Here is a 25,456-nt window from a genome sequence, read left to right as displayed (position 1 = left end):
CCCGAGCGTGCGCTGCTCGCCAGCCCGCTGGGCCAGACGGCTGCTCGCGTCGCGCGTCCGACCGCCCTCGCCGGCGTCTCGGTGCTCGCCGCCGGCGCCGTCGTCGGTGCCCTCACCATCCAGGGCCCGGCCGACCGCCTGCCCCTGGGCGACCAGGCGCCGCAGGGCGTGCGTCCGGTCTCCATCCCCGGCAGCACCCTCGACCTCGCCTCCAGCCAGGTTCCCTCCTTCTCCCTGCCGACCTCCCCGCGCACCTCGGCTCCGCTGCCCGGCGTGAGCTCCCCGTCCTCGCTCTCCGAGGCCGCGGTCCAGGGCACCTCCGTGGCGCCCGCGGGCTCCGGCCTGATCTCCGGCGGCACCAACGCCGGCGGCGGCAGCACCGGTGGCTCGACCGGCGGCTCGACCGGCGGTGGCGGCTCCACCGGCGGCGGTGGCTCGACCGACGGTGGCGGGTCCACCGGCGGTGGTGGCTCGACCGGCGGCGGCGGCTCCACCGGCGGTGGCGGTTCCACCGGCGGTGGCGGTTCCACCGGCGGCGGTGGCTCGACCGGCGGTGGTGGTTCCACCGGCGGCGGCGGCCCGATCACCGTGACCCCGGCTCCCTCGGGTGGCGGCGGCTCGGTCTCGGTCAACGTCCCCGGCGTCCCCTCGGTCGGCGTGTCCGTCGGCTCCGGCGGCATCGGCGTCTCGGTCGGCGGCGTCGGCATCCAGGTGCCGCCGCTGCTCGGTGGCGGCTCGTCGTCGAGCTCCTCGACGGGCGGCTCCACGGGCTCCTCCGGCGGGCCGGTCTCCGGCCTCGTCGGCTCCCTGCTCGGCGGCTGAGGTGGCGAGCACGTCCTTCGCGGTGCCGCGCTCGGCACCGCTCGCGATCCGTCGTCCCGTCGTGGGCTTCGTGGTGCTCGCCTTCGAGCGGCTCCTCGCCCTCGTCGGCGTCCTGCTCATCGCTCCGCTGCTGGTCGGCATCGCCGTGGCCATCAAGGTCTCCAGTCGCGGCCCGGTGATCTTCCGCCAGGTGCGGGTGGGCCAGTACGGCCGGCCGTTCACGATCTACAAGTTCCGCACCATGCGCGTCGGCGCCGACGCCGAGCTCGCCGCGCTGCTGGCCGAGCAGGGCGTGGAGTCCGGTGCGTTCGTGAAGCTGACCCGCGACCCCCGCATCACGCTCGTGGGCCGGCTGCTGCGCAAGACCTCCTTCGACGAGCTCCCGCAGCTCCTCAACGTCGTCAAGGGCGACATGAAGCTGGTCGGTCCGCGTCCGCAGACCCCCGCCGAGGTCTCCACCTACGACGAGCGCATCTGGCGCCGGCTCCTCGTGCCCCCGGGCATCACCGGCCTGTGGCAGATCAGCGGCCGCAACGACCTCCACATCGACGCCGCGCACGAGCTCGACCAGGAGTACGTCCGCAACTGGTCGCCGATGCTCGACGCCGCGGTGCTCGTCAAGACCCCGCTCGCCGTCGTGCTCCAGAAGGGCGCGTACTGAGCGGTCCTTCCCCCCGACGCTCGAGGCGTCGTCGTCCCCCTCCGGACGGCGGCGCCTCGTGTCGTTGCGGCACGGCGCGATCAGGTCAGGGAGAGCTGGACGTTGTCAGGGGCAACTTCCCCTGACAACGTCCAGCTTCCCCGGACATCCGGGGAAGCTGCCCCCCGCCGTCAGGGTCGAGGCTCGCCCGGAAGGGCCCGGCGCCGACCCGGCAGGGGCTCGGCGGGGAGCGTGACCAGCTCGGAGGGGCGGGGACGCCGCCGTGGGGCGGCCGGCTCAGGCTCGACGGATGGGCCGGCCGTCGAGTCCGCGGGGGAGTCGACGGGATCGGCCGCGAGCCCACGGGCGGCCTGGGCCGCGGCGTAGGCGCACACGCCGATGCCCATCATGAGCAGCGGCTCGCTGAGGAAGGAGCCCGCGATGCACTTGGTCATGACGATGGAGGTCGTCGCCGCGGCGGAGGCCAGGAACGCGGGCACCTGGTAGGCCTTGCCGACCGTGCGGACGAGCAGCAGCAGGAACAGCACCGTGCCGATGACGCCGACGCAGGAGAGCATCATCGACCACAGGCTCGACGGCTTGTTCGAGCCCAGCCCGGCGCCCAGGCCGAAGGTGTCGATCAGCACGTGCATCGAGAAGCTCTCGCTGCCCGAGCGCTGGTCGTAGCTGTTCGATCCGATCTTGTCGGAGATCAGCGAGGAGGCGTACCCGGTGATCGTCGGGAGCAGGTAGAGCGCGACGGCGACGCCGAAGGAGCCGATGACCGCGATCCGCATCGCCAGCCGGCTGTCGTTGAGCGCCGCGCGACCCAGCAGCACCGAGACCAGCACGACCGCGAGCGCGGTGCCGGCCAGGGCCGTGCCCGAGCGGGCGAAGAGGATGTTGACCATCGCCATCGCGGCCGTCGCGCCGGCCACCCAGCGCACCAGCGGACGGTGCTGGGTGAGCAGGATGATGACGCAGAAGACCAGCGACGCGGTCGCGTAGTGGGCCAGGAACGACGGCTCGGAGAAGACGCCGCGCAGGCGGTAGCCGCCGTTGGCGTCCGTGGTGACCAGCGCGGAGCCGCCGCTGTCGACGATCGCGGCGGGGAACGGCACGCCGACCTTGTCGCTGGCCAGGCGCCACAGGCTCAGCGTCATGCAGGCCGCCATGCCGGGCAGCAGCACGTACGGCGAGATCCGGTCGCGCGTGGCGAGGAACAGGATGATCGTCGAGGCCATCGCCAGGAAGATCATCTGGGAGAGGTTCGAGGTCGAGAAGGCCAGGGTGGTGATCGTGACGAGGCCGTCGCTGACGTCGGTCTGGTTGAGCACCGGGACGCCGCCGAAGAGCTGGGGCGCGGCGAGGGTGATGATCGCGGACCAGGCGAAGAAGACGACCAGCGCGATGATGCCCGGCGTCGGGGTGATCGTGAGGTTGCCGCGCACCAGCTGCCAGCCGAGCACGAGACCGATCGCGATGGCCACGGCGTAGAAGGCCGGGAGCACCCCGCCCGGGATGGGCGCGGCGGCCGACTGGGGCAGCGCGAGGGTCAGCGAGAGCAGCCACGGCAGTCGGGTCTGCCAGCGGGGCAGGCAGTAGAGGATGCCGAGCGCCGTCAGAGGACCCAGGACCAACACCGGATCAGGCTAGTCGATGTCGGGGTCGGTTCCGCGCACCGCTCAGCACGATGGCTCAGACGCGATGGCCGGCGGCCGCCCACAGCGCGTCGACGGGCCGCAGGCCGTCGGCGTGCAGCTGGGCGCGGGTGCGGCGCGTCGTCGCGTCGGGCTCGGGCTGGGCCAGGGCGTGCTCGACCGCCTCGACGAGGGCGGCGACGTCCTCGACGACGGGGCCGGGGAACCACGCGTCGTGCGGCTCGAGGGCCAGGCCGCGGTCGCGACGGTAGACCTCGAGGTCGGGGCAGAACGCGATGAGGGGCCGCGCGCGGAGCAGGAAGTCGATCCACACCGAGGAGTAGTCGGTGACGAGAAGGTCCGCGCGACCGAGGAGGTCGTAGAAGGTGAGTCCGAGGGGCTCGAGGTCGTCGTTGGTGGCCCGGCGCACGCGCGCGCCCACGCCGGGCAGCTCCTGGGCGGCCATCGGGTGCGGCCGGTACCAGACGGTGACGTCGAGTCGCTCCAGCGTGGGCTCGAGGCGCTGCAGCGCCTCCGCGACCGCGCGGTCGAGCGCGGCGGGATCGCCATCGGTGCGGACGTCGCCGGTCACCGAGGTGCGGTAGGTCGGGACCCAGACGAGGTGGCGCGTGCCCGGCGCGTCGGCCGGCAGCGGTGCGGGCGCGGTGATGGACGCCTGTCGGGGGACGCCCACCACGTGGATCCGCTCGGGACGCAGGCCGAACTCCGCCGCGCGCCAGCCGCGGGAGAGCGGCGAGGAGACCGGCGCCCAGTCGAAGTGGCGACGCCCCTCGCCGGCGAGCTGACCGATCTGCTTGCCGAACTCGCCATGCCACAGGCCGATGACGAGCTTGCCCGGTCCGCGCCGCAGGCAGCCGAAGAGGCCGTGGCTGGTGACGGTGACCCGCGAGCGCAGGTAGGCCCACCAGCCCGCGGGGGAGTGCCGCCGCACCAGGCGGACGCCGTCGAGCACGCCGAGCGCCCGTGCTCGCGCGGTGGCGCGGTCGACGTCGCCGACGAGCACGGTGACCGACGCGTCGGCGGGCCGCCGACGCAGGAGCGCGACGACGTTGTCGTCGAGGTCCGGGCTGGAGTGCAGCACCACGCCGCGGCCGCGGGGGACCGCGACGTCGACGGCCTGGATCACGCGGTCGACGGCCTGGGCTCGCAGCGGGCGATAGGGCACGGATGTCTCCTGCGGCGTCGGTGGACGATCGGCGACGCCAGCGACGCTGCCGGGTCGCCGGACGCTACCATCGCGCCGTGACGGACGACGTGAGCGAAGCCCCCCGCAGTCGTCTCTCCTCCTCCACCGGCGTCGTCGCGCTGCAGGCGTTCAGCTCCGTGGGCACCGTCGTGCACCTCGCGCTGTTCGCCGTGCTCCTGCCGCGCGCCCTCTTCGACGACTACTCGGTGTGGATCACCAGCTCGATGTTCGCCATCGGCCTGGGTCAGGCCGTGGGCTCCGAGCGGGTCGTGATCGGCCGCCGCAGCCGCGAGGACGGCCTGCGCTCGGCGTGGGTGCTCGCGCTGGTCATCGCGCTCGTCCAGCTCGGCATGGGGCTCTTCCTCGCCGAGCCCGTGCTCGCCGTCGCCTCGGTCGCGGTGCTCACCTGGGCACTGTGGGACTACCTGCGCATCGTCGACGGCTTCGAGCGCGCCGGCGCGTTCCTGGCCCGCGACGCCCTCACGCTGGTCGTCCAGGCGGGTGGGGCGAGCATCGCCCATCTGCTCGGCGCCTCGGGCGTGGGCGTCGTGCTGGTCTGGTGGGGCGTGGGCCTGGTGCTGTGGTCGAGCTACATCGTCCAGTGGGCGATGGCGCGCTCGGATCGTCGACGCGGCGGGCTGGGCGTCCTGTGGGCCGATCGACGCGAGTCCGCGCCGCTGCTCCTGGACGCCGCGCTGGCCGGCGTCCCCATCGTGCTGGCGCTCGCCGTGGCCAACCGCGAGGCCGCCGAGGGCGTCGCCTCGGAGGCCCGGATGGCCTTCACGCTGCTCGGCCCGGTCGCGGTGCTCGGCATCGCCGGGCGGCGCATCGTCTACGCCGCCCGCGCCCAGGGCGGCTTCACCGCGCGCACCCGCCTGATGTTCGTCGCCGCGATCGCGGTCGTCTTCGCGGTCTGCTTCGTCATCCTCACCCTGACCCGCACCCCGCTCTACCCGCTCCTGCTGCCGGGCTTCGCCGGCCTGGCCTGGCTCGCGGTGCTCGCCTTCTCCATCAACCACGCCGCGGTGATGGCCGCGCTGCTGCCCGCCGCCGACCTGCGCGCCGAGCAGCGCACCCTGGCCGTCGGCGTCGCACGCGTCGTCTCGACCCTCACCGCCGTGGCCTACGCCGTGCTCGACACCAGCTTCGACTCCGTCACCGACGTCGCCTGGTGCGTCTCGCTCTCCTCGATCGTCTACGCTCTCGCCCTCGTGGGCGCGCAGCGCCTGCCGCACGCCACGCCCACCGCCGACCCTCGGGGAGTCTCATGAGCCGCATCTGGATCACCGCCGAGTGGCTCTCTCCCACCGGCGGGTCCGAGCGGGTCGTCGAGCACCTGGCCGCGACCTTCCCCGACGCCCAGGTGTACTCGCCGGTGGTCTTCGCCGCGGGCGTGCCCTCGATCGAGCGCTCGCGCATCCACGGCGGCGTGCGTCGCCCGGAGTCGCTGCTGGCCAAGCGCCAGGCGGCTGCGGCCATCAACGCCGCCTCCTGGCCGATCCGCGGCCGACGCCTGGGCCGCGACGCGGACGCCGTCATCAGCAGCCACCACATGGCCAGCCAGTGGACGGCCTCCTACAGCGACGTCCCGCACGTCGCCTACGTGCACACCCCCGCGCGCTACGCCTGGTACCCCGACATCGACGCCCGTGCCTCCAGTGGCCCCGCGAAGCTGCTCGCCGCGCACATCCGTCGTCAGGACCTCCGCGCGGCGGCCCGGGTGAAGGGCTACGCCGCGAACTCCGAGACCACCCGTCGTCGCATCCAGGAGGTCTGGGACCGCGACGCGCGCGTCATCAACCCGCCGATCGACCTCACCCGCTTCGACGACGTGCGCGGGCGCGAGACCGAGCCGTTCCTCCTCGGGCTGAGCCGGTTCATCTCCTACAAGCGCCTCGACTTCGCCATCGACGTCGCCGACGCCGCCGGGCTGCCGCTGACGCTGGTCGGTCACGGCCCCACCGAGGGCGAGCTGCGGGCCCGGGCCGAGCGGGCCCGGGTGCCGGTGCGCTTCCTCACCGACCTCGACGACGCCGCCGTCGCGCAGGTGATGGCCGACGCCACCGCGATGGTCTACCCGGCCCTCGAGGACTTCGGCCTCGTCCCCGTCGAGGCGATGGCCGCCGGCACCCCGGTGCTGGCCCTCAACGACGGCGGCACCGCCGAGACCGTGCTGCACGGCGAGACCGGCTACCTGCTCGACGAGCTCGACCCACAGGCCTGGGCCGCGCGCGTGCACGAGGTCGCCGGCCTCGACGCCGACGCGTGCCGCACCCGGGCCCAGCACTTCTCGCCGGCCAGCTTCAGCGCCCAGGTGCGCGACTGGCTGCGCGAGGAGACCGGCGTCGAGGGCTGACCCTCGACGAGCGGGGCCCTCAGGCCAGGCTCTGGGCGAGCTCCAGGATCGTCCGCGCGCTGTCGGCGTAGTCGAAGTGCCGCGGAGGCGCCGCGCGGGGGGCGTCGGGCGTCGCGATGACCTCCGCGAGCCCCGCCGCGATCGCCGCGGGATCGAGCGGGTCGACGTAGCGGGGCGCCTCGCCGGCGACCCAGCGGAACACCGGGATGTCGGAGGCGACCACCCGGGCGCCGCTGTCGAGCGCCTCGATGACCGGCAGGCCGAAGCCCTCGTCGAGGCTCACCATCGCCACCGCGCGGGCCCGGCGGTAGGACGCGGCCAGCACCTCGTCGCTGACGAAGCCGGCCATCAGCACGTGCTCGTCGACGGGCACGTCGGCCGCGGCGAAGATCGACGCGCTCGCGCCGGTGAGCACCAGCGGGCAGGCGCGTCGCACGTCCTCGGGCAGCAGCCGGTGGGCCTGCACCAGCCGGGCCAGGTTCTTGCGCGGCTCCAGGCTGCCCACGGCCAGCAGGAAGGGACGGTCCTGCTGCTCGCCGAGGAAGGGCAGGTGCACGGCGTCGGGATCCTCCAGCGCCAGGGCCGCGCCGGAGGCGTTGGGCGCGACGACGACGGGGACGGCGTCGGGCACCAGGCCGGTGCCGCGCACCTGGTCGCGCACGGGATCGCTCACCACGACGATGCCCGCGGCGGTGCGCAGGAGGCGTCGCAGCAGCGGCCGGTGCACCGAGAGGTAGCGCCGGGAGTACCACTCGGGGTGGTGCAGCACGAAGAGGTCGTGGACGGTGATGACGTGGCGCCGGTGCGCCACCGGCGCCCTCGAGGTGAGCGAGAGCAGCACCGAGCCGCGGGCGGCCCGGGGGAGCCCCGTCTGCGTCCACGCCCAGGTGCGGGCGGCCGAGCCGCTCCAGGCCTGCGGCGGCGTCAGCAGCGGGACGGCGTCGGTGTCGAGGTGGCCGACGACCTCGCGCGCGTAGCGCTGCTGGCCCGTGACCTGCTGGGGCCAGAACGCGCCGTTGACGACGACCGGGGCGGCCACCTCAGGCATCGGCGGCCGGCGCGGCGCTGCTGGTGGAGTCGGTGGGCTCGGTGGTGCCCCAGCGCAGGCGCGGCTGGTGGTAGCCCTCGGGCCACGCGGTGATGGCCGGCTCCTGGGCGGCCAGCAGGTGGGCCAGCAGGGCGTCAGGGCTCTCGAAGTCGCGCGGCTCGACCGCCTCGGCGAGGCGCAGCCCGAGCCGGCCGCCCTCCTGGTGGGCGGTGAGGACGATGACCGGCGAGTTCGTGCCGGCGGCGATGCGGGCCGCGCCGGAGGAGCCGCGGCGGTCCTTGCCGAGGAACCGCACGGGCGTGCGGCCGGGGACGTCGGTGGCGATCGCCAGGATGCCGCCGCCGGTGAGGACGTCGACGAGCACGCCCGCCCCCGCACCGACGTTGACGCCGGTGCTGCGGCCGTGGAGCCCGACCCGCACGTGCTGGCGGAGGAAGGCCGGGGCGGTGGGGCCGATCATCTCCGGGGAGATCGCGATGTGGAGCGGGAGGTCGGCGGCGGAGCTGATCGCTGGCGTGGTGGCCTCGTAGTGGCCGTGGTGGAGGAAGCTGAGCACGACGCCGCGGCCGAGCGCGTGAGCGCGCTGGAGGTGCTCGACGCCCTCGACGGGGAGGCCGACGATCATCTTCGGGTGCCAGCGCAGCTCCGAGCGCCAGGTGTCGCGCTCGAGGTAGGCCAGCGTCGCGCGCTCGACCTCCGCGGGGTCCGCGACGGCGTCGAGCAGCCAGGCCATCTCCTCGCGGGCCGCGGCCACGGTCTGCGGCGAGCGCAGCTTGCGGCGCGTCCGGGCGCGCACGAGGGCCGGGACGAGGGAGTCCGGTACGGCGCTGCGCAGCCGCTCCTTCGCGTTCGGGGGGACGGGCTCGCTGAGGAACGGCTCGGGCGTGGGGTCGGTCATCGGATCCTCCGGGGTGGCGGTACGCGCCACGCGCCGACGTCCGGGCGGACGACGGCGCGTGGCGACTCTCGGGAGCGGGTGCTCGGCTCGTCGGTCAGCGGCGACCGGAGGCGGAGCGGGTGGAGCGGTACTCGTACTGGTAGTAGTAGGCGCTGTTCTGAGCGACCTGGTTCATCACGACGCCCGCGACGTTGGCGTCGACGGCCTGGAGGCCCTCGAGCGCCTTGCGGAGGTCCTGGCGCCGCGTCTTCTTGTAGCGCGAGACGACGATGACGGCGTCGGCGTTGACCGCGGCCACCGCGGCGTCGGTGACGGCCAGCAGCGGCGGGGTGTCGATGACGACGTTGTCGTAGCTGACCAGGAGGCTCTGCAGCATCCGGTGGAACGCCTGGGAGCCCAGCAGCTCGCTCGGGTTGGGCGGGATCGGCCCGGAGGTGATGACGTCGAAGCCGTCGGCGGCCTGGACGACCTCGGAGATCGTGGCCTTGCCGGCGACGACGTTGGTGACGCCGACGTCGGGGATGAGCCCGAGCACGCGCGAGACGCTGGGGCGACGCAGGTCGGCCTCGACCAGCACGGCGCGACGTCCGCTCTGGGCGATGGTGGCGGCGAGGTTGGCCGCGGTCATCGTCTTGCCGTCGCCGGGCGCGGAGCTCGTGACGAGCAGGCAGCGGGCCGGGTGGTCGGGGTCGAGGTAGCTGAGGTTGGTGCGCAGCTTGCGGTACGCCTCGGCCCAGGTGGGCGAGGAGCCGCTCTGGGTGACGACCGGCGTCGTGGCGACGTCGGGGTTGGTCGGGATGAGCGCGATCGTCGGGAGGCCGGTGGCCTCGGTGATGTCGTTCTCGGTCTTGATCGTGGTGTCGGTGGTCTCGCGCAGCGCGGCACCGGCCAGGCCGACGCCCAGACCGGCGAACAGGCCGATGAGGATGTTGAGCCACGGGATCGGCGTCGACGGCTTGCTCGGCACGGTGGCCGGACGCACGACGGTGAGGGTGACGGGAGCCGTGCCGCCGGGGGAGCGGTCGATGGTCTCGATGAGCTTGACGGTCTCCTTGGCCACCGCGTTGGCGATGGCGGCGGCCTGGGAGGCCGACTTGTTGCTGACGATGACCTTCATCAGCACGGTGCCGGTGTCGACCTCGGCGCTGACGTCGCCGGCGAGGTCCTCGGCGCTCTCGGAGAGCTTGAGCTCCTCGATGACCGGGTTGAGGACGAGCGGGGTGTCGACGAGCTCGGGGTAGGACTTGATCCGGTTCTGGACGTAGATGCCCGAGGCCGCCAGACCGGTGGCGTTGTCGCCGGTGCCCTCGCCGAGGCCGACGAAGAGCTCGGCGTTCGCCTTGTAGGACGACGGCGTCAGGTAGGTGATCACCGCTCCGGCGATGACGCCCAGCAGGACGAGGCTGACGATGATCCGCCAGCGGTGCCCGATGAGGCGGAGGAACTCGACCACGGTGCTACCTCTCCGGAGCCTTAAGACCCCTGTTCACAGACGCACGACAAGGTACAGGCTCGGAGGGGTCCTCCGACGCACGCCACCCGGACCCGGTCATCCGCAGTCGTGCTCGGACGTCGATCGCGTCACGGTCGGGCCCGGATCCGGGCGAGGGTGCACGGACCTCGACCGGGTCGAGATACCCTTCGGCCACGCTCGGGAGAGGAGACCAGGTGAGCGCGCGCATCCGCACGATCGACGCCTTCCGCGCTGCGGCGGTGCTGATCGTGGCGATCATGCACGTCGGGCTCGACTTCGTGCCCGGTGACGGCGGCGTGGTCATCTTCTTCACCATCAGCGGCTTCGTCATCACCTCGCTGGTGCTGCGCGAGCACGACCGCACCGGTGGCTTCGACATCGGCGGGTTCTACGTCCGCCGTGCGCTGAAGCTCTTCCCGCCGCTGGTCGTCTCCTTCCTGATCCCGGTGACGATCTACGCCTTCTTCGCCACCGTCGACTGGCGCACCGTGCTCTCGCAGATGGCGTTCTCCTACAACTGGGTCATGGTCTACGGCCAGGGCATCTACCACGACACGATCCCCGGCACGTCGGTCATGTGGAGCCTGGCGATCGAGGAGCAGTTCTACCTCGTCTTCGCCGCCATCTGGCTGTTCGTCGTCGCCCGCCCGCACCGTCGGGCCTGGCTGCTGGGCATCGCCGTCGCGGGCGTGGTGACCTCCTGGGGCGTGCGGGCCTTCCTGCTGCTCCAGGCCGGCGGCTACGACCAGCTCTCCGCCGAGGCCGTGCGCCACCTGGCCCGCGGCACCGACGCCCGCATCGGCTCGATCGCCATGGGCACCCTGGTGGCCCTGGGCGTCGACGCCTGGCGGCGCGGCTCGCTGCCGTGGCTCTCGCACTTCGGCCGCGACGGGCTGATGGTCTCAGCGATCCTGATCTTCCCGGCCAGCTCGGTGCTCTTCCGCAACGACTGGACCGAGACGATGTTCCGCATCCCGGCCCAGGAGCTCACCGGCTGCCTGCTGATCCTCTACGCGGTCGTCGGCGGCACCGGCCGGCTGCGGCAGCCCTTCGAGCGGATCTGCTCGTGGGGCTGGGTGCAGACCGTGGGCCTGGCCAGCTACAGCATCTACATCGTCCACGTGCCGGTGTTCATCGCGGTGCACCACTTCACGGCGCCGCTGCCGGACCTCGTGGAGCTGCCGCTGGTCTTCGCGATCGGCGTCGGGGCGGGCATCGGGCTCTACCACCTCGTCGAGATCCCGGCGCTGCGCTTCAAGGAGCGTCGCTTCCGGTCGACCCCGCTGACGGTCACGACCGCCTCGTGAGCCGGTGGTGAGCGCGGCACGCTCCGCGGCCGACGGCGGACGCCTGCGCCGGCTGCTGGTCGAGATCGGACGCTTCCTCGCGGTGGGCGGTCTGGCCACCGTCGTCTCGTTCGTGCTGTTCAACGGCCTCGTGCACGGCTTCGGCGGCCCCGGCCCGCTCGCCGAGCGGCCGATCACCGGCTACGTGCTGGCGAACACCGTCGGCATGATCGTCAGCTACCACGGGGCGCGCTACTGGGCCTTCCGCGACCGCCCCACCCGGCACGCCGACGGCGGGCGCACCGCGTTCGTGGTGGTCAACGTCGTGACGATGACGCTGCCGGTGCTGTGCCTGTTGTTCAGCCGCAACGTGCTGGGCCTCGACGACCCGATCTCGGACAACATCGCGGCCAACGGCATCGGGCTGGTGCTCGGCGTCGGCTCGCGGTTCTGGATCTTCCGCACCTTCGTCTTCCGGCGCCCGATCGCCCTGACCGACATCTACCCCACCGAGGAGCGGGTGGAGGAGTGGGCCGAGGAGCGCGGCGACCTCGCCGACTCCGGCGTCAGCGAGGGGCCCACAGGTCGGTCCACGACCGACCCAGGCTCCTGACCAGCTCGCGCAGCACGGGCAGGCTGACCCCGACGACGTTGTGGTGGTCGCCCTCGATGCCCGTGACGAACCCCCCGGCCAGGCCGTCGACGGTGAACGCGCCGGCCACGTGCAGCGGCTCGCCGGTGGCGACGTAGGCCGCGACCTCCTCGTCGGTGACGTCGGCGAAGTGGACGGTGGTCGAGGCAGTGGCCGTGGCGACCTCGTCCGTGCCGCCCACGCGCAGGCAGTGGCCGGTGTGCAGCACCCCGGAGCGTCCGCGCATGGCCTCCCAGCGGCGCACCGCCTCGGCGGCGTCGGCCGGCTTGCCGAGGGCCTGGCCGTCGAGCTCGAGGACGGAGTCGCAGCCCAGGACGAGCGCGTCGTCGGGCACCTGCGGGTGGACGGCCGCGCACTTGAGCTCGGCGAGCCGCTGGGCCAGCTCGGCCGGCGCCACGCCCGTCACCTGGCTCTCGTCGACGCCCGACACGATCACCTGGGGGTCGAGCCCCGCGGCGCGGAGGGTGGCGAGGCGGGCGGGGGAGGCGGAGGCGAGGACGAACGTCGGCACGGTGCCACCCTACGGGCGTGACGTGGCACGCGACGTGTCTGGTTGGCACGCGACATTTCGCGTGCCAACCGGACAGTTACCCGGTCAGCCGGGCAACTGTCGGCCGCCCCGGCTCACAGCCGGGCCAGTGCCTCACGGAGCGGGTCGAGGCCGAGGGCGCCGAGGTCGAGGGCGGCGGTGTGGAAGGCCTTGAGGTCGAAGGCGTCGCCGTGACGGGCACGGGCGTCGTCGCGGGCCTCGAGCCAGATCCGCTCGCCGACCTTGTACGACGGCGCCTGGCCCGGCCAGCCGAGGTAGCGGTTGACCTCGAAGCGCAGAGAGCCGTCGTCCATGCGGGAGTGGGCGCGCATGAAGTCGTAGACCAGCTCGGCGTCCCACACCGCGCCCGGACGCCAGCCGAACGGGTTGTCGGCCGGCACTGCCAGGCCGAGGTGCACGCCGATGTCGACGACGACGCGCGCCGCGCGGAAGCCCTGCATGTCGAGGAACCCGAGCCGGTCGCCGGGGTCGGCGAAGTAGCCGAGCTCGTCCATGAGGCGCTCGGCGTAGAGCGCCCAGCCCTCGCCGTGTCCGCTGACCCAGCACATCAGCCGCTGCCAGCGGTTGAGGAGGTCGGCCTGGTGCACGGCCTGGGCGCACTGCAGGTGGTGACCGGGGACGCCCTCGTGGAAGACCGTCGTGGTCTCGCGCCAGGTGGAGTAGCGGGCGTGGTCGTCGGTGAAGGAGAACCACATCTGTCCGGGGCGGGAGAAGTCCTCCGAGGGCGGGGTGTACCAGGCGCCGCCGTCGTTGGTGGGGGCGACGCGGCACTGCAGGGTGCGGAGGGGCTCGGCGATGTCGAAGTGGACGCCGTCGAAGCTCGCGAGGATCTCGTCCGAGCGCTGCTGCATCCACGCCTGGAACGCCTCCCGGCTGCCGCAGTCGCGGGCGGGGTCGGCGTCGAGGGCGGCGACGGCGTCGGCCACCGAGCCGCCGGGCACGATGCGCTGCGCGGTGGCGGCCATGTCGGCCTCGATGCGGGCCAGCTCCTGCCAGCCCCAGAGGTAGGTCTCCTCGAGGTCGACGGCCGCGCCGAGGAAGTAGCGCGAGCCGAGCGCGTAGGCCTCGCGGCCGACGCCGTCGCGCTCACGGCCCCGCGGAGCGAGGTCGGTCTCGAGGAATCGCCCGAGCTCGGCGTAGGCCGCGGACGCCTGCCCGGCCGCACGACGCAGGGCGTCCTGCTGCTCGGCGGGCGCCGGGGCCACGAGGTTCGCGAAGTAGTCGCCCGCGCCGCCGGTCTGTCCGGTCCACCCGCGGATCTGGGCCGCGACCTCGACGTACTGGCGCCGGGCCGAGACGCGTCCGGCCGCGGCCTCCTCGGTGAGCGTCGTGCGCCAGCCCTCGAGCGCCGACGGCACGGCGGCGAGGCGGGAGCCGATGGCGTCCCAGTCGTCGGCGGTCTCGGTGGCCATCAGCTCGAAGATCCCGCGGACGGCGTGGGCGGCGCTCGCGATCACCGAGACCCCGCTGCGCACGACCCGGGCGTCCGCGCGCTCGACCGTCAGCCCCACCCGCTCGAGGAAGGCGGCCCGGGCGACCTGCTCGCGGGCGTCGACCACGGGCAGCGCCGTCACCTCGGCCAGGGCGCGGCGGTGCAGCTCGTCGACGGCGTCGTACCCCTCGGGGGAGAGGTCGGGCAGGTCGCCCTCGCGTCCGGGCACGCCGACCTCGGTGGCCGTGATCGGGTCGAGAGCGCAGAGCTCGTCGACGAAGCGGTCGGTGCGGGCGTCCACGAGTCGCGTCATGCGGGCAACCTAGCCCGTCCGGACGCGACGACGCCCGCCGATCCCCTGGGAGGTCGACGGGCGTCGTCGTCACTGCGAGCGGGCGGCCTCAGCGGGGCCGGGCGCTGGTGCGCCAGGCGTCGCGGCCTGACGGCAGGCCGCGGGTCGGGACGTAGCGGTGGGCGCGGGCGGGGTCGGCCCACACCGAGCGCGGCAGCTCGGGTGCGGGCGCGGCGGTGCCGAGCGAGGAGAAGACCGCGACGATCGCGGCGATCTCCTCCGGCGTGGCGTCGGGGTTGACGACCCGCAGCAGCGGCGCGGCCGGCGTGGCCTCGCCCTGCTCCGGAGCGTCCTTCTCCTCGCTCACAGCGGGATGTTCCCGTGCTTCTTGGGCGGCAGCGTCTCGCGCTTGGTGCGCAGCAGGCGCAGCGCCTTGACGACCTCGGCGCGGGTCTCCGAGGGCATGATCACGGCGTCGACGTAGCCGCGCTCGGCCGCGATGTAGGGGTTGGCCAGCGTGGTCTCGTACTCGTCGATCAGCTCGGCGCGCTTGGCCTCGACGTCGCCGCCGGCGGCCTCGACCTCGGCCAGCGTGCGGCGGTGGACGATGTTGGCCGCGCCCTGGGCGCCCATGACCGCGATCTGCGCGGTGGGCCAGGCGAGGTTGATGTCGGCGCCGAGGTGCTTGGAGCCCATGACGTCGTAGGCGCCGCCGTAGGCCTTGCGCGTGATGACGGTGACCAGCGGGACGGTGGCCTCGGCGTAGGCGTAGATCAGCTTCGCGCCGCGGCGGATGATGCCGGTGTGCTCCTGGGTGACGCCGGGCAGGAAGCCGGGGACGTCGACGAGGGTGAGCACCGGGATGTTGAAGGCGTCGCAGAACCGCACGAAGCGGGCGGCCTTCTCCGAGGCGTCGATGTCGAGGGTGCCCGCGAACTGCATCGGCTGGTTGGCGACGATGCCGACGGGGCGGCCCTCGACGCGGCCGTAGCCGGTGATGATGTTGGGGGCGAACAGCGCCTGCACCTCGAGGAAGTCGGCGTCGTCGACGATGGCGCCGATGACGTCGTGCATGTCGTAGGGCTGGTTCGGGCTGTCGGGGATGATCGTGTTCAGCGCGAGGTCGGTGTCGCTGGCCTCGAGGTCGGCGGGCTCGTCGTAGACGACCGGCTCGTCGAGGTTGTTCTGCGGCAGGAACGAGATGAGCGCCTTGACGTACTCCAGGGCGTCCTCCTCGTCGGAGGCCATGTAGTGCGCGTTGCCCGACTTGGTGTTGTGGGTGCGCGCGCCGCCGAGCTCCTCCATGGAGACGTCCTCGCCGGTGACGGTCTTGATGACGTCGGGACCGGTGATGAACATCGCCGAGGTCTGGTCGACCATGATCGTGAAGTCGGTGACCGCGGGGGAGTAGACGTGGCCGCCGGCGCAGTTGCCCATGATCAGGCTGATCTGCGGGATCACGCCGGAGGCGTGGACGTTGCGGGTGAAGATCTCGCCGTAGAGGCCCAGGGAGACGACGCCCTCCTGGATGCGGGCGCCCGCGCCCTCGTTGATGCCGATGATCGGGCAGCCGGTCTTGATGGCGAGGTCCATGACCTTGACGATCTTCTCGCCGTAGACCTCGCCCAGCGACCCGCCGAAGACGGTGAAGTCCTGGGAGAACACGCACACCTGGCGGCCGTCGATGGTGCCGTAGCCGGTGATGACGCCGTCGCCGTAGGGGCGGTTCCTCTCCAGGCCGAAGGCCACCGAGCGGTGCCGCGCGAACTCGTCGAGCTCCACGAACGAGCCCTCGTCGAAGAGCAGCTCGATGCGCTCGCGGGCGGTCTTGCGGCCCTTGGCGTGCTGCTTCTCCTGGGCCTTCGCCGCGGGGGCGTGGACGGCCTCGTCGGTGCGGCGCTCGAGGTCGGCGAGCTTGCCCGCCGTGGTGTGGATGTCGATGTTGGCCGGGACGTCGGTGCCCTCGCCAGGCTGTGCGCTCACCTGTCGATCTCCTCCGGATGTGGGTGGGGAGGCGTCTGGCCCTGCCGGACGCCGTGCGTCAATGTAGTGCCCGTGACCGACGCTGCGCCGAGGCGCCCATCCCTCGACTCCGACCGGCTCGCCGGGCACCGCGTGGAGGTGGTCGAGGAGACCGGCTCCACCAATCTCCTCGCTGCCGAGCGGGCCCGCGCGGGCGCGCCCGACGGCACCGTCGTCGTCGCCGAGCACCAGACCGCCGGCCGGGGCCGGCTGGACCGCCGCTGGGAGGCGCCGCCGCGTGCGTGCCTGACGTTCTCGGTGATCCTGCGGCCCGACGTCGCGCCGGCGCGCTGGCCCTGGATCCCGCTGCTGGCCGGCGTCGCGACCGCCGAGACGCTGCGGGCGGAGGGCTTCGAGGCGGGCCTGAAGTGGCCCAACGACGTGCTCCTGGGCGAGGGCCCGGACGCCGAGCGCAAGGTCGCCGGGCTCCTCGTCGAGCGGGTCGAGGCGCCGGGCGGTCCGGTGGCGATCGTCGGCATCGGGCTCAACGTCACCCTCACCGAGGCCGAGCTGCCCGTGCCGCAGGCCACCTCGCTGCTGCTGTCCTCGGGCCGCGAGGTCGACCGCACCGACCTGCTCCTGGCGCTCGTCGCGCGCCTGCGCACCCGCCACGCCGCCTGGCGCGAGGGCGGCGCCGCGGCGGAGTCGCTGGCCGCGGAGTACGCCGAGGCCTGCGTGACGCTCGGGCGTCAGGTCCGCGTCGAGCTGCCGGGGGAGCGCACGCTGGTCGGCACCGCCGTCGCGCTCGACGGCGACGGCCGGCTGGTGGTCGACGACGGCCTCGCGCGGCGTCCGGTGGGCGCCGGCGACGTCGTCCACGTGAGGTCCGCGTGAGGTCCGCTGCGCGGGGCGCCCTCGAGGTGGGATGATCCGGCCGTGTCCATCGAGAAGCTCCTCAACGACGGCGAGAAGGTCGTCATCAGCACCCGCACGCACGTGAAGGCGCTGATCCTGCCCCTGCTCACGCTCGTCGTCCTGCTGGCGATCGGCGTCGCCGCCCAGGTCGTCATCGACCAGAAGTACGTCACGATCGCGGTCTGGGCGCTCGCCGCCCTCGCCGCGCTGCGCTACGTGCTGGTGCCGTGGCTGGTCTGGGCCACCGCGTCCTACACCTTCACCAACCGCCGGCTGATCACGCGCACGGGCGTGCTGACCCGCCGCGGACACGACATCCCGCTCACGCGGATCAGCGACGTCGCGATCGAGCTGCACCTCACCGACCGCCTGCTGGGCTGCGGCACGCTGATCATCAGCGACGCCAGCACCAACGGCACCGTCCCGCTCCCGGACATCCCGCACGTCGAGGACGTCCAGCGGCGCCTCAACGAGCTGCTCCACGAGCTCCACAGCGGCAGCGGTCGCGACGAGGGCGCCTGAGCAGTGCCCGATCCCCACGACGATCAGCCGACCGGGTCTGGCGAGCCGCCCGAGCCGCCCGAGCCGCCCGAGCTCGGCCCGGGCGACCTGGAGCGGGTGATCCTCGGCGCCGAGCCGGTGCTCACCTCCGACGAGGTCGCCGAGGTCGCCGGCCTCGCGCCCGACCAGTTCCGCCGGCTGTGGCGCTCGCTGGGCTTCCCGGAGTTCCCGCCGGGCGAGGCGGGCTTCGTGGGCGCCGACGCCGACGCCGCGAAGCTGCTCCTCGGCGTCACCGACGGCGGGCTCATCGACTTCGACACCGCCGTCAACCTCACCCGCGCCGTCGGCCAGACCATGGCCCGCCTGGCCGACTGGGAGGTCACCGCGCTCCTGCAGCAGGTCGACGAGCTCGCGGCCACCGATCCGCACGCCGAGGGCCGCATCGACACCGCCATCGCGCTGGTGCGTGAGCTCAACAAGCCCTTCGAGGGGCTGCTGGTCTACGCCTGGCGTCGTCACCTGGCCGCGGCCGCGGCCCGCATGGAGGCGCTGCGCGCGAGCGAGGAGGACCTCCACACCGTCGAGGTCTCGGTGGGCTTCGCCGACATCGTCGGGTTCACCGCGCTGTCGAACACCCTCACCCAGGAGCGCATCGGCGACCTCGTCGAGCTCTTCGAGATGCGCTGCGCCGACGTCGTCGCCACCCAGCGCGGCCGGGTCATCAAGAGCATCGGCGACTCCGTGCTCTTCGTGAACGACGATCCCGTGCAGGCCTACGACACCGCCGAGGGGATCATCAACGTCATCGGCCGCGACCCCCGCATGCCCGACGTCCGCGTCGGCCTGGCCAGCGGTGCGGTGGTCCAGCGGCTCGGCGACGTCTTCGGGCCGCCGGTGAACCTGGCCTCGCGGCTCACCAACGTGGCCCGGCGCAACCGGATCATCATCGACGCCGCCACCGCCGAGCTGCTGCCCGACGACGACTTCGAGACCCGCCGGCTCCCGGCGCGTCCGGTGCGGGGGTTCGGCCTCGTCGAGCCGGTGGCGGTGCGCCGGCGCTGAGGCGGCGCCGCACCTCGGCCGAGGGATCCCCGGCCGGGGATGGCCGGCGGGGGCCGGGGTGGTGGCATCAAGTTGTCAGTGGCATTTGATGCCAAATGGCCGTCCGGGCGGCTCCGGTTCCGTAACGTTCTCTACGTGATCGAGGTCCAGGGCATCCGGGTCGACCCCGGAACACGACGCGTGTGGCGCGACGGCGAGCCGGTCGCGTTCTCCCGCAAGGAGTTCGACCTGCTCTTCGCGCTCATCTCCCGCGCCGGCGACGTCGTCAGCCGCGAGCAGCTGATGCGCGAGGTCTGGCACACCAGCTTCTGGACCTCCTCGAAGACCATCGACGTCCACCTCGGCTGGGTGCGGCGCAAGATCGGCGACGACCCGCGTCGTCCCCACCTCATCACCACCCTGCGCGGACGCGGCCTGCGCTTCGAGCCGGTCGACCAGCGCGTCGCCCGGGTCGCCAGCCCCGACGCCGCCATCGCCGGCTGAGCCTCCCGTCGCGGTGCCGAGCCGACGCGGGCGCTCCGCTCGCGGCCCACTAGGGTGTGCGCGTGCCTGAGCTCGCCCCCACCGTCGCCGTCATCGGCGGCGGCCAGCTGGCCCGGATGATGGCCGAGCCCGCCGCCGCCCTCGGGATCCCGCTGCGCCTCCTCGCCGAGGCGCCGGGTGTCTCCGCCGCCCAGGTGATCCCCGACCAGCGCGTCGGCGACCACCGCGACCTCGACGACCTGCGCGCGGTCACCGCCGGCTGCGCGGCCGTCACCTTCGACCACGAGCACGTGCCCACCGAGCACCTCCACGCCCTCCAGGACGCCGGCCTCGCCGTCCGCCCGGGGCCCGAGGCGCTCGTGCACGCCCAGGACAAGGCCGTCATGCGGCGTCGTCTGGGCGAGCTCGGCGTCCCGTGCCCGCGCAACGCCGTCGTCGCCACCCCGGCCGACGTCGAGGCGTTCGGCCTGCCGTGCGTCCTCAAGACCACCCGCGGAGGGTACGACGGCAAGGGCGTGTGGTTCGTGCGCAGCACCGACGACCTCGCCGAGCCGTTCGCGACCGCCGAGGCCGGGGGAGTGGCGCTGCTCGCCGAGGAGCTCGTCGACTTCCGCCGCGAGCTCTCCGCGATCGTCGCCCGCTCGCCCAGCGGCCAGGCCGCCGCCTACCCGGTCGTCGCCACCGTGCAGCAGGACGGCATCTGCCACGAGGTCGTCGCCCCTGCGCCCGACCTCGACCCCGAGCTGGCCGCGCAGGCCCAGCAGACCGCGCTGCGGATCGCCGGTGAGCTCGGCGTCACCGGGGTCCTGGCCGTCGAGCTCTTCGAGACCCACGACGGGCGGATCCTCGTCAACGAGCTGGCCATGCGCCCGCACAACACCGGCCACTGGAGCCAGGACGGCGCGGTCACCTCGCAGTTCGAGAACCACCTGCGCGCCGTCCTCGACCTGCCGCTCGGCTCCCCGGAGCCGCGCGAGCGCTGGACGGTGATGGTCAACATCCTCGGCGGCCCCGACGACCAGGTCGGCCGCCTCTACGACGGCTTCCCCCACGCCATGGCCCGCGACCCGCGGCTGCGCGTGCACCTGTACGGCAAGGAGCTGCGTCCGGGCCGCAAGGTCGGGCACGTCAACGCCTACGGCGACGACCTCGAGGACTGCCTGGAGCGGGCGCGGCACGCCGCCGCCTGGTTCCGCGGCGACCTCGGCAACGAGAGCGAGTGAGATGAGCGAGCAGAGCGCCCCCCGCGTGGGCGTCGTCATGGGTTCGGACTCCGACTGGCCGGTGATGAGGGCCGCCGTCGAGGCGCTGGAGGAGTTCGGCATCGCCGCCGAGGCCGACGTCGTCTCCGCGCACCGGATGCCGCAGGAGATGATCGACTACGGCCGCGACGCCGCGGGCCGCGGCCTCCGGGTGATCATCGCCGGCGCCGGCGGCGCCGCCCACCTGCCCGGCATGCTCGCCGCCGTCACCCCGCTGCCGGTCATCGGCGTCCCGGTGCCGCTCAAGCACCTCGACGGCATGGACTCCCTGCTCTCGATCGTCCAGATGCCCGCCGGCGTGCCGGTGGCGACGGTCTCGATCGGCAACGCCCGCAACGCCGGACTGCTCGCCGTCCGCATCCTCGCCGCGGGCGACCCTGCCCTGCAGGAGCGGATCGTGGCCTTCCAGGCCGAGCTGCGCGACACCGCGCACGCCAAGGGCGAGACGGTCCGCGCCGCCCAGGCGCCGCGTCGCGTCGGCTTCTGACCGACGGCCCCGCTGCTCAGCGCCGCTCCCGGGCGGCCCACTCCAGCGCCGGGCAGGCGTCCATGACCATCTGGAGGCCGGCCTTGGTGGTGCGCTCGAAGGCGCTCTCGTCGACGACGCCGAGCTGGAACCAGACGGCCTTCGCGCCGATGGCGACGGCCTCGTCGGCGATCGGGCCGGCCTTGGATGAGCGGCGGAAGACGTCGACGACGTCGACGGGGAACGGGATGTCGGACAGGCTCGCGTAGCCCTGCTCGCCGAGCACGGTGGGGGCGCTGGGGTGCACCGGGACGATCCGCTTGCCGCGCCGCTGGAGCAGTGCGGCGATCGTGTAGGCGTCGCGTCCCTTGTCGCCGGAGAGGCCGACGACGGCCCAGGTCTCGAGGTCGTCGAGCAGGTGGTCGATCGTGGATCGGTCCTGCCAGGGGCGGGCGGCGGTGACGTCGTTCACACGCCCCACGCTAGTCGCTCCGCCGGCTGGGTCCAGAAGGATGGACGTCCTACAATCGGAGGCATGGCCGACTTCCCGCTGTTCGCCCTGTCCGAGGAGCACGTCGCGATCCGCCAGGCGGTGCGCGAGCTGTGCGACGCGAAGGTCGCTCCCTTCGCCGCGATCGTCGACGAGGAGGCGCGCTTCCCGCGAGAGGCCGCCGAGGCCCTGCTCGCCTCGGACTTCCACGCCCCCCACGTGCCGGAGGAGTACGGCGGCGCCGGGGCCGACGCGCTCGCGACGTGCCTGGTCATCGAGGAGGTCGCCCGCGCCTGCGTGTCGTCCTCGCTCATCCCGGCCGTCAACAAGCTCGGCTCGCTCCCGGTGCAGATCGCCGGCTCCGAGGAGCTGAAGAAGCACTACCTCGGGGCGCTCGCCCGCGGCGAGGGCGGCTTCTCCTACTGCCTCTCCGAGCCCGAGGCCGGCTCCGACGCCGGCGGCATGAGCACCAAGGCCGTTCGCGAGGGCGACGAGTGGGTGCTGAACGGGGTGAAGCGCTGGATCACCAACGCCGGCGAGTCGGAGTTCTACACCGTCCTCGCGGTCACCGACCCGTCCAAGCGCACCCGTGGCATCTCGGCCTTCGTCGTGGAGAAGTCCGACGCCGGGGTCTCCTTCGGCGCCCCGGAGAAGAAGCTCGGCATCAAGGGCTCCCCGACGCGCGAGGTCTACTTCGACGACGTCCGCATCCCCGCCGACCGCCTGATCGGCGAAGAGGGCCAGGGCTTCGAGATCGCCATGCGCACCCTCGACCACACCCGCATCACCATCGCCGCCCAGGCCGTCGGCGTCGCCCAGGGCGCGCTCGACTACGCCCTGGAGTACGCGAAGGAGCGCCAGCAGTTCGGCCGCCCCATCGCCGACAACCAGGGCCTGCAGTTCCTGCTCGCCGACATGGGCATGAAGGTCGAGGCCGCCCGCCAGATGACCTACGCCGCCGCCGGCCGCTCCGAGCGCGGCGACGACGACCTCACCTTCTTCGGCGCCGCGGCCAAGTGCTTCGCCTCCGACGTCGCCATGGAGGTCACCGTCAACGCCGTGCAGGTGCTCGGCGGCTACGGCTACACCCGCGACTACCCCGTCGAGCGGATGATGCGCGACGCCAAGATCACCCAGATCTACGAGGGCACCAACCAGGTGCAGCGGATCGTGATGGCGCGTCAGCTGCTGGCGGGGATCCAGAGCCAGGTCTGATCAGATCTCCGACAGACGCCCGCCGCCGTCGGGCGCGGGGTCCGCGTGGCCGGCTGTGCGGGGCGCTGTCGGAATGTGCTCGCGCGGCCGCGGGTTGAGCACGGCGTGAGCGATCTCGAGGGACGACAGCGGACGGCGCTCGTGCTCGGAGCCTCCGGGCTCCAGGGAGGTGCCGTGGCGCGTGCCCTCGCGTCGGCCGGGCTCTCGGTCCGCGGTGCTGTGCGCGCGCCCGACGGACCTCGCGGCCGCACGCTCGCGGCTGCGGGCGTCGAGCCGGTGCGCGTCGAGCTCGCCGATGTCGCATCCATCCGGACCGCCGCTCGGGGCGTCGACCTGGTCTTCAGCGTCCAGCCCAGCTCCGGACAGCCCGGATCGGAGATCACCGACGAGCAGGAGATCGCCGCCGGTCTCGCCGTCGTCGAGGCGGCGGAGGCCGAGGGCGTCGGGCACCTGATCTACAGCTCGGCGCTCGCGGCAGGAGCCGGTCGGACCGGCGTGCCTCACTTCGACACGAAGGTCGTCGTCGAGGAGCGTGTGAGGCGGTCGATCGTGCCGTGGACGATCCTGCGGCCGGCGACGTTCATGGAGATGGTCGTCGAGCCAGGGGCGGTGCCGACGGACGTCGTGCGGTTCCTGATGCCGGCGGACTCGCCGCTCGCCGTGATCGCCGTCGATGACATCGGACAGGCCGTCGCGGAGATCGCGGACAGCCTTCGCTCCTGGGCGGGCGTCGAGCTCGACCTGATCGGCGACTCCGTGACCGGCGAGGAGATCGCGCGGCTCCTGTCCCAGCGCGTCGGCGCCCCGGTGCGGTACGAGCACCTCGACCTCGGCGATGCGCCCCCGATGCTGCGCGCTCTCGAGCGTCTGATCGTCGACGGTCCGCTGGGCGCGGACCTCGATCCGGCTCGGACCACGCCGTGGGGCTCCGCACCGTTGAGCCTCGGAGCCTGGCTCGACCGCGTCATCCTCGACGCGTAGGCCGGGTCAGGCCTGCGGGCCCTCGTCGGTCCGCGGGAGGATCGCGGCGAACCGGTCGACGACCTCGCAGACCGAACGGAGCTGCTCGTCGTCGTGCTCGGCCAGTGCTGCGTCGAGTCGGGCCGCGGCCTCGGCCTGGAAGGGGTGGGCGCGCTCGTGGGCTGTCGCCGTGGCTCGAAGCGTGACGGCGCGGCGGTCCTGGTGCTCCCGCGATCGCGTCACCAGACCCGCCGCCTCGAGCCGGTTGAGGAGGGCGCTCGTCGCGCCGGTGGTGAGGGCGATCCTGGTGGCCAGAGCGGTGGGCGAGAGCGTGTGCCCGGTGGACTCGGCCCACATGATCTCGCCCAAGGCGTTGGCATCGGTCACGGGAAGATCCATCCAGCGGGCGAACTGCACGACGGATGCCTGGTAGCTCCCGACGTAGCGGCGCAGCGCCTCGAGCACGTCGTGACGCGGGGTGGGCGCAGTGCTCACCGGACCTCCTCGGACTGGGTGCTCGCCGGTCCTCGGCCTCGACACGGCGGCCTCACCGTACCGGCAGGCCGTCGGCAGGCGCCCCTCAGGCGAGCGACGGGTAGTGCGGCAGGTCCGGCTCCCCCTTCGCGCTGGTGAGCAGGTGCCGCTGGGCGAACCCGCGGACGGGAGGGCGGGAGGCGAGCCAGTGCGCGGTCTGCAGGGCACGCCTTCCGAGTCGGCTCGAGGGGTGCAGCAGGCGGGCGCCTCCTGGCGGCAGGCCCTGGGCGCTGTCGACGTAGGTGCGTAGGAGGTCCTCGTAGCGTCCGAAGGCCTGCCGGGGATCGATGCCGTCGGGCCGCAGGTCGGCGGCGAGCTCGCCCGCGAGCACGTAGGCGCCGACGAGGGCGAGCGTGGTGCCCATGCCCGTCGGTCCGGAACCCCAGGCGGCGTCGCCGACCAGGACCACGCGCCCCCGCGCCCAGGGCGAGACGATGACCTGCTCCATGCGCTGGACGTAGAGCTCCTCGGGGCGCTCGGCGAAGCCGCGCAGGATCCGGTCGGTCTCCCATCGGGCGCCGGCGAAGCGCGCGCGCAGGCGGGCAAGCTGCTCGGCGACCGGCAGGGACTCGAAGTCGTCGGCATCGGACTCGAAGGACAGGCTGGCCCGCATCGTCCCCTCGTCGTCGGGTCGGATCGAGGCGACCCGGCCGCCGGTGGCGGTGTGCCAGTCCCAGGTGTCGCCATCGGTCGGGCGTCGCTCGAGCGTCCCGTAGGTGATCGTGACCCCGTGGTCGCGATGGCGGGTCTGGTCGGCGAGGACCACGCGACGCGTCCGCGAGCTGCGGCCCTCGGCCACGATCAGGAGGTCGTAGTGCTCGCGAGCTCCGGAGGCGAGGGCGACCTCCACGCCGGTCTCGTCCTGGTCGACCCCGACCACGTGGTCGCCGAAGCGCTGCTCCACGTGGTCGGGCACGACGTCGAGGAGGATCCGCGAGAGCCGTCCCCGCAGGATCTCCACCTCGGCGGTCGGGCCGTCCTGGCCCTCGACCCGGGGGAACTGCGCGTAGGGCCGACCACGGTCGTCGACGTAGCGCGTGCCCTGCTCTCCGGTCAACGACGTCATGACCTCCTCCTCGACGCCGAGGCGACGGATGACCTCGCGACCCGGGCCACGGACGTCGATGTTCTGCCCCGCCTCCCGGGGCGCGGGGGAGCGCTCGAGCAGCACGACGTCGAATCCGCTGCGGTCCAGGGCCCAGGCCACGGCGGGTCCGGCGATCGAGGCCCCGGTCACGAGGACGCGGGGCCGAGGATGAGAGGTGGGCACGACGACTCCTCCATGGATGACTTCAGGAAGAAGTAATCT

Annotated in this window: 25 protein-coding genes and 1 pseudogene; 14 read left to right on the top strand and 12 right to left on the bottom strand. The window is 73.3% G+C overall.

Going from position 1 to position 25,456, the window contains the following annotated elements:
• A pseudogene (locus tag ACZDWJ_RS12300) lies at positions 1–822 on the top strand (hypothetical protein); the annotation flags it as partial.
• Position 823: 1 nt separating this feature from the next.
• Positions 824–1,483, top strand: a complete 660-nt coding sequence (locus ACZDWJ_RS12295) for a sugar transferase (protein WP_463521248.1) — start codon at positions 824–826, stop codon at positions 1,481–1,483.
• 170 nt (positions 1,484–1,653) lie between these two features.
• On the opposite strand, the gene ACZDWJ_RS12290 is transcribed toward ACZDWJ_RS12295, so the two are convergent.
• Together ACZDWJ_RS12290 and ACZDWJ_RS12285 are read right to left on the bottom strand one after the other, a co-directional pair.
• On the bottom strand, positions 1,654–3,102 hold the full coding sequence (locus tag ACZDWJ_RS12290; protein ID WP_463521247.1) for a hypothetical protein: 1,449 nt from the start codon (positions 3,100–3,102) through the stop codon (positions 1,654–1,656).
• Positions 3,103–3,160: 58 nt separating this feature from the next.
• Complete coding sequence (locus ACZDWJ_RS12285) at positions 3,161–4,288, bottom strand: CDP-glycerol glycerophosphotransferase family protein (RefSeq protein ID WP_463521246.1); 1,128 nt, start codon at positions 4,286–4,288, stop codon at positions 3,161–3,163.
• A gap of 77 nt (positions 4,289–4,365) precedes the next feature.
• Here ACZDWJ_RS12285 and ACZDWJ_RS12280 point away from each other — a divergent pair, with 77 nt between their 5' ends.
• Together ACZDWJ_RS12280 and ACZDWJ_RS12275 are read left to right on the top strand one after the other, a co-directional pair.
• Positions 4,366–5,580 (top strand): hypothetical protein, encoded by a 1,215-nt coding sequence (locus ACZDWJ_RS12280; RefSeq protein WP_463521245.1) that lies wholly within the window; start codon positions 4,366–4,368, stop codon positions 5,578–5,580.
• The gene (locus tag ACZDWJ_RS12275) at positions 5,577–6,665 is read left to right on the top strand and encodes a glycosyltransferase (RefSeq protein WP_463521244.1); all 1,089 of its coding nucleotides are present in this window, start codon (positions 5,577–5,579) and stop codon (positions 6,663–6,665) included. The genes ACZDWJ_RS12280 and ACZDWJ_RS12275 overlap by 4 nt, the downstream gene beginning before the upstream one ends.
• A 19-nt stretch (positions 6,666–6,684) precedes the next feature.
• On the opposite strand, the gene ACZDWJ_RS12270 is transcribed toward ACZDWJ_RS12275, so the two are convergent.
• From ACZDWJ_RS12270 to ACZDWJ_RS12260, 3 genes are all read right to left on the bottom strand, one after another.
• A complete protein-coding gene (locus ACZDWJ_RS12270; protein ID WP_463521243.1) occupies positions 6,685–7,704 on the bottom strand; it encodes a glycosyltransferase family 4 protein in 1,020 nt (339 codons plus the stop codon).
• Between the two features lies 1 nt (position 7,705).
• Positions 7,706–8,611 carry a lysophospholipid acyltransferase family protein gene (locus ACZDWJ_RS12265; RefSeq protein WP_463521242.1) on the bottom strand — a complete coding sequence of 302 codons (906 nt, stop codon included), beginning with the start codon at positions 8,609–8,611 and terminating at the stop codon, positions 7,706–7,708.
• Positions 8,612–8,705: 94 nt separating this feature from the next.
• Positions 8,706–10,064 carry a tyrosine-protein kinase domain-containing protein gene (locus ACZDWJ_RS12260; RefSeq protein ID WP_463521241.1) on the bottom strand — a complete coding sequence of 453 codons (1,359 nt, stop codon included), beginning with the start codon at positions 10,062–10,064 and terminating at the stop codon, positions 8,706–8,708.
• A 215-nt stretch (positions 10,065–10,279) separates the two neighbouring features.
• On the opposite strand from ACZDWJ_RS12260, the gene ACZDWJ_RS12255 reads away from it, so the two are divergent.
• On the top strand, positions 10,280–11,392 hold the full coding sequence (locus ACZDWJ_RS12255; protein WP_463521240.1) for an acyltransferase family protein: 1,113 nt from the start codon (positions 10,280–10,282) through the stop codon (positions 11,390–11,392).
• A 7-nt stretch (positions 11,393–11,399) separates the two neighbouring features.
• Positions 11,400–11,984 (top strand): GtrA family protein, encoded by a 585-nt coding sequence (locus ACZDWJ_RS12250; RefSeq protein ID WP_463521239.1) that lies wholly within the window; start codon positions 11,400–11,402, stop codon positions 11,982–11,984.
• On the opposite strand, the gene ACZDWJ_RS12245 is transcribed toward ACZDWJ_RS12250, so the two are convergent.
• The 4 genes from ACZDWJ_RS12245 to ACZDWJ_RS12230 all read right to left on the bottom strand — a co-directional run bounded on the left by ACZDWJ_RS12245 (position 11,938) and on the right by ACZDWJ_RS12230 (position 16,238).
• Entirely contained in the window at positions 11,938–12,534 is a 597-nt protein-coding gene (locus ACZDWJ_RS12245; RefSeq protein WP_463521238.1) for a Maf family protein, read from the bottom strand. The genes ACZDWJ_RS12250 and ACZDWJ_RS12245 overlap by 47 nt on opposite strands.
• A gap of 113 nt (positions 12,535–12,647) precedes the next feature.
• The gene (locus ACZDWJ_RS12240) at positions 12,648–14,318 is read right to left on the bottom strand and encodes a DUF885 domain-containing protein (protein ID WP_463521237.1); all 1,671 of its coding nucleotides are present in this window, start codon (positions 14,316–14,318) and stop codon (positions 12,648–12,650) included.
• Positions 14,319–14,406: 88 nt separating this feature from the next.
• The gene (locus ACZDWJ_RS12235) at positions 14,407–14,664 is read right to left on the bottom strand and encodes an acyl-CoA carboxylase subunit epsilon (protein WP_463521236.1); all 258 of its coding nucleotides are present in this window, start codon (positions 14,662–14,664) and stop codon (positions 14,407–14,409) included.
• On the bottom strand, positions 14,661–16,238 hold the full coding sequence (locus ACZDWJ_RS12230) for an acyl-CoA carboxylase subunit beta (RefSeq protein ID WP_463521250.1): 1,578 nt from the start codon (positions 16,236–16,238) through the stop codon (positions 14,661–14,663). Before ACZDWJ_RS12230 ends, ACZDWJ_RS12235 begins: the two co-directional genes overlap by 4 nt.
• Before the next feature lie 114 nt (positions 16,239–16,352).
• Here ACZDWJ_RS12230 and ACZDWJ_RS12225 point away from each other — a divergent pair, with 114 nt between their 5' ends.
• The 6 genes from ACZDWJ_RS12225 (at position 16,353) to purE (ending at position 20,969) form a co-directional block, all read left to right on the top strand.
• Positions 16,353–17,153, top strand: coding sequence for a biotin--[acetyl-CoA-carboxylase] ligase (locus ACZDWJ_RS12225; RefSeq protein WP_463521235.1), 801 nt, complete (start codon positions 16,353–16,355; stop codon positions 17,151–17,153).
• A 42-nt stretch (positions 17,154–17,195) separates the two neighbouring features.
• A complete protein-coding gene (locus ACZDWJ_RS12220) occupies positions 17,196–17,696 on the top strand; it encodes a PH domain-containing protein (protein ID WP_463521234.1) in 501 nt (166 codons plus the stop codon).
• Between the two features lie 3 nt (positions 17,697–17,699).
• Entirely contained in the window at positions 17,700–18,737 is a 1,038-nt protein-coding gene (locus tag ACZDWJ_RS12215) for an adenylate/guanylate cyclase domain-containing protein (protein WP_463521233.1), read from the top strand.
• A gap of 135 nt (positions 18,738–18,872) precedes the next feature.
• Positions 18,873–19,220 (top strand): winged helix-turn-helix domain-containing protein, encoded by a 348-nt coding sequence (locus ACZDWJ_RS12210; protein ID WP_463521232.1) that lies wholly within the window; start codon positions 18,873–18,875, stop codon positions 19,218–19,220.
• A gap of 62 nt (positions 19,221–19,282) precedes the next feature.
• Entirely contained in the window at positions 19,283–20,443 is a 1,161-nt protein-coding gene (locus ACZDWJ_RS12205) for a 5-(carboxyamino)imidazole ribonucleotide synthase (protein ID WP_463521231.1), read from the top strand.
• Position 20,444: 1 nt separating this feature from the next.
• Positions 20,445–20,969 carry a 5-(carboxyamino)imidazole ribonucleotide mutase gene (gene purE, locus ACZDWJ_RS12200; RefSeq protein ID WP_463521230.1) on the top strand — a complete coding sequence of 175 codons (525 nt, stop codon included), beginning with the start codon at positions 20,445–20,447 and terminating at the stop codon, positions 20,967–20,969.
• A 16-nt stretch (positions 20,970–20,985) separates the two neighbouring features.
• On the opposite strand, the gene ACZDWJ_RS12195 is transcribed toward purE, so the two are convergent.
• Positions 20,986–21,420 carry a CoA-binding protein gene (locus ACZDWJ_RS12195; RefSeq protein WP_463521229.1) on the bottom strand — a complete coding sequence of 145 codons (435 nt, stop codon included), beginning with the start codon at positions 21,418–21,420 and terminating at the stop codon, positions 20,986–20,988.
• A 63-nt stretch (positions 21,421–21,483) separates the two neighbouring features.
• Here ACZDWJ_RS12195 and ACZDWJ_RS12190 point away from each other — a divergent pair, with 63 nt between their 5' ends.
• Both ACZDWJ_RS12190 and ACZDWJ_RS12185 read left to right on the top strand, forming a co-directional pair.
• On the top strand, positions 21,484–22,653 hold the full coding sequence (locus ACZDWJ_RS12190; protein ID WP_463521228.1) for an acyl-CoA dehydrogenase family protein: 1,170 nt from the start codon (positions 21,484–21,486) through the stop codon (positions 22,651–22,653).
• Between the two features lie 45 nt (positions 22,654–22,698).
• A complete protein-coding gene (locus tag ACZDWJ_RS12185) occupies positions 22,699–23,634 on the top strand; it encodes an NmrA/HSCARG family protein (protein WP_463521227.1) in 936 nt (311 codons plus the stop codon).
• Between the two features lie 6 nt (positions 23,635–23,640).
• Here the strand turns inward: ACZDWJ_RS12185 and ACZDWJ_RS12180 are convergent, their stop codons facing one another.
• Positions 23,641–24,108, bottom strand: a complete 468-nt coding sequence (locus ACZDWJ_RS12180; protein ID WP_463521226.1) for a MarR family winged helix-turn-helix transcriptional regulator — start codon at positions 24,106–24,108, stop codon at positions 23,641–23,643.
• Positions 24,109–24,193: 85 nt separating this feature from the next.
• Positions 24,194–25,417 (bottom strand): FAD-dependent monooxygenase, encoded by a 1,224-nt coding sequence (locus tag ACZDWJ_RS12175; RefSeq protein WP_463521225.1) that lies wholly within the window; start codon positions 25,415–25,417, stop codon positions 24,194–24,196.
• Between the last annotated feature and the right edge of the window lie 39 nt (positions 25,418–25,456).

It is taken from the genome of Nocardioides sp. B129/18, assembly GCF_055282735.1.
This window is presented reverse-complemented; position numbering and strand designations above follow the sequence as displayed.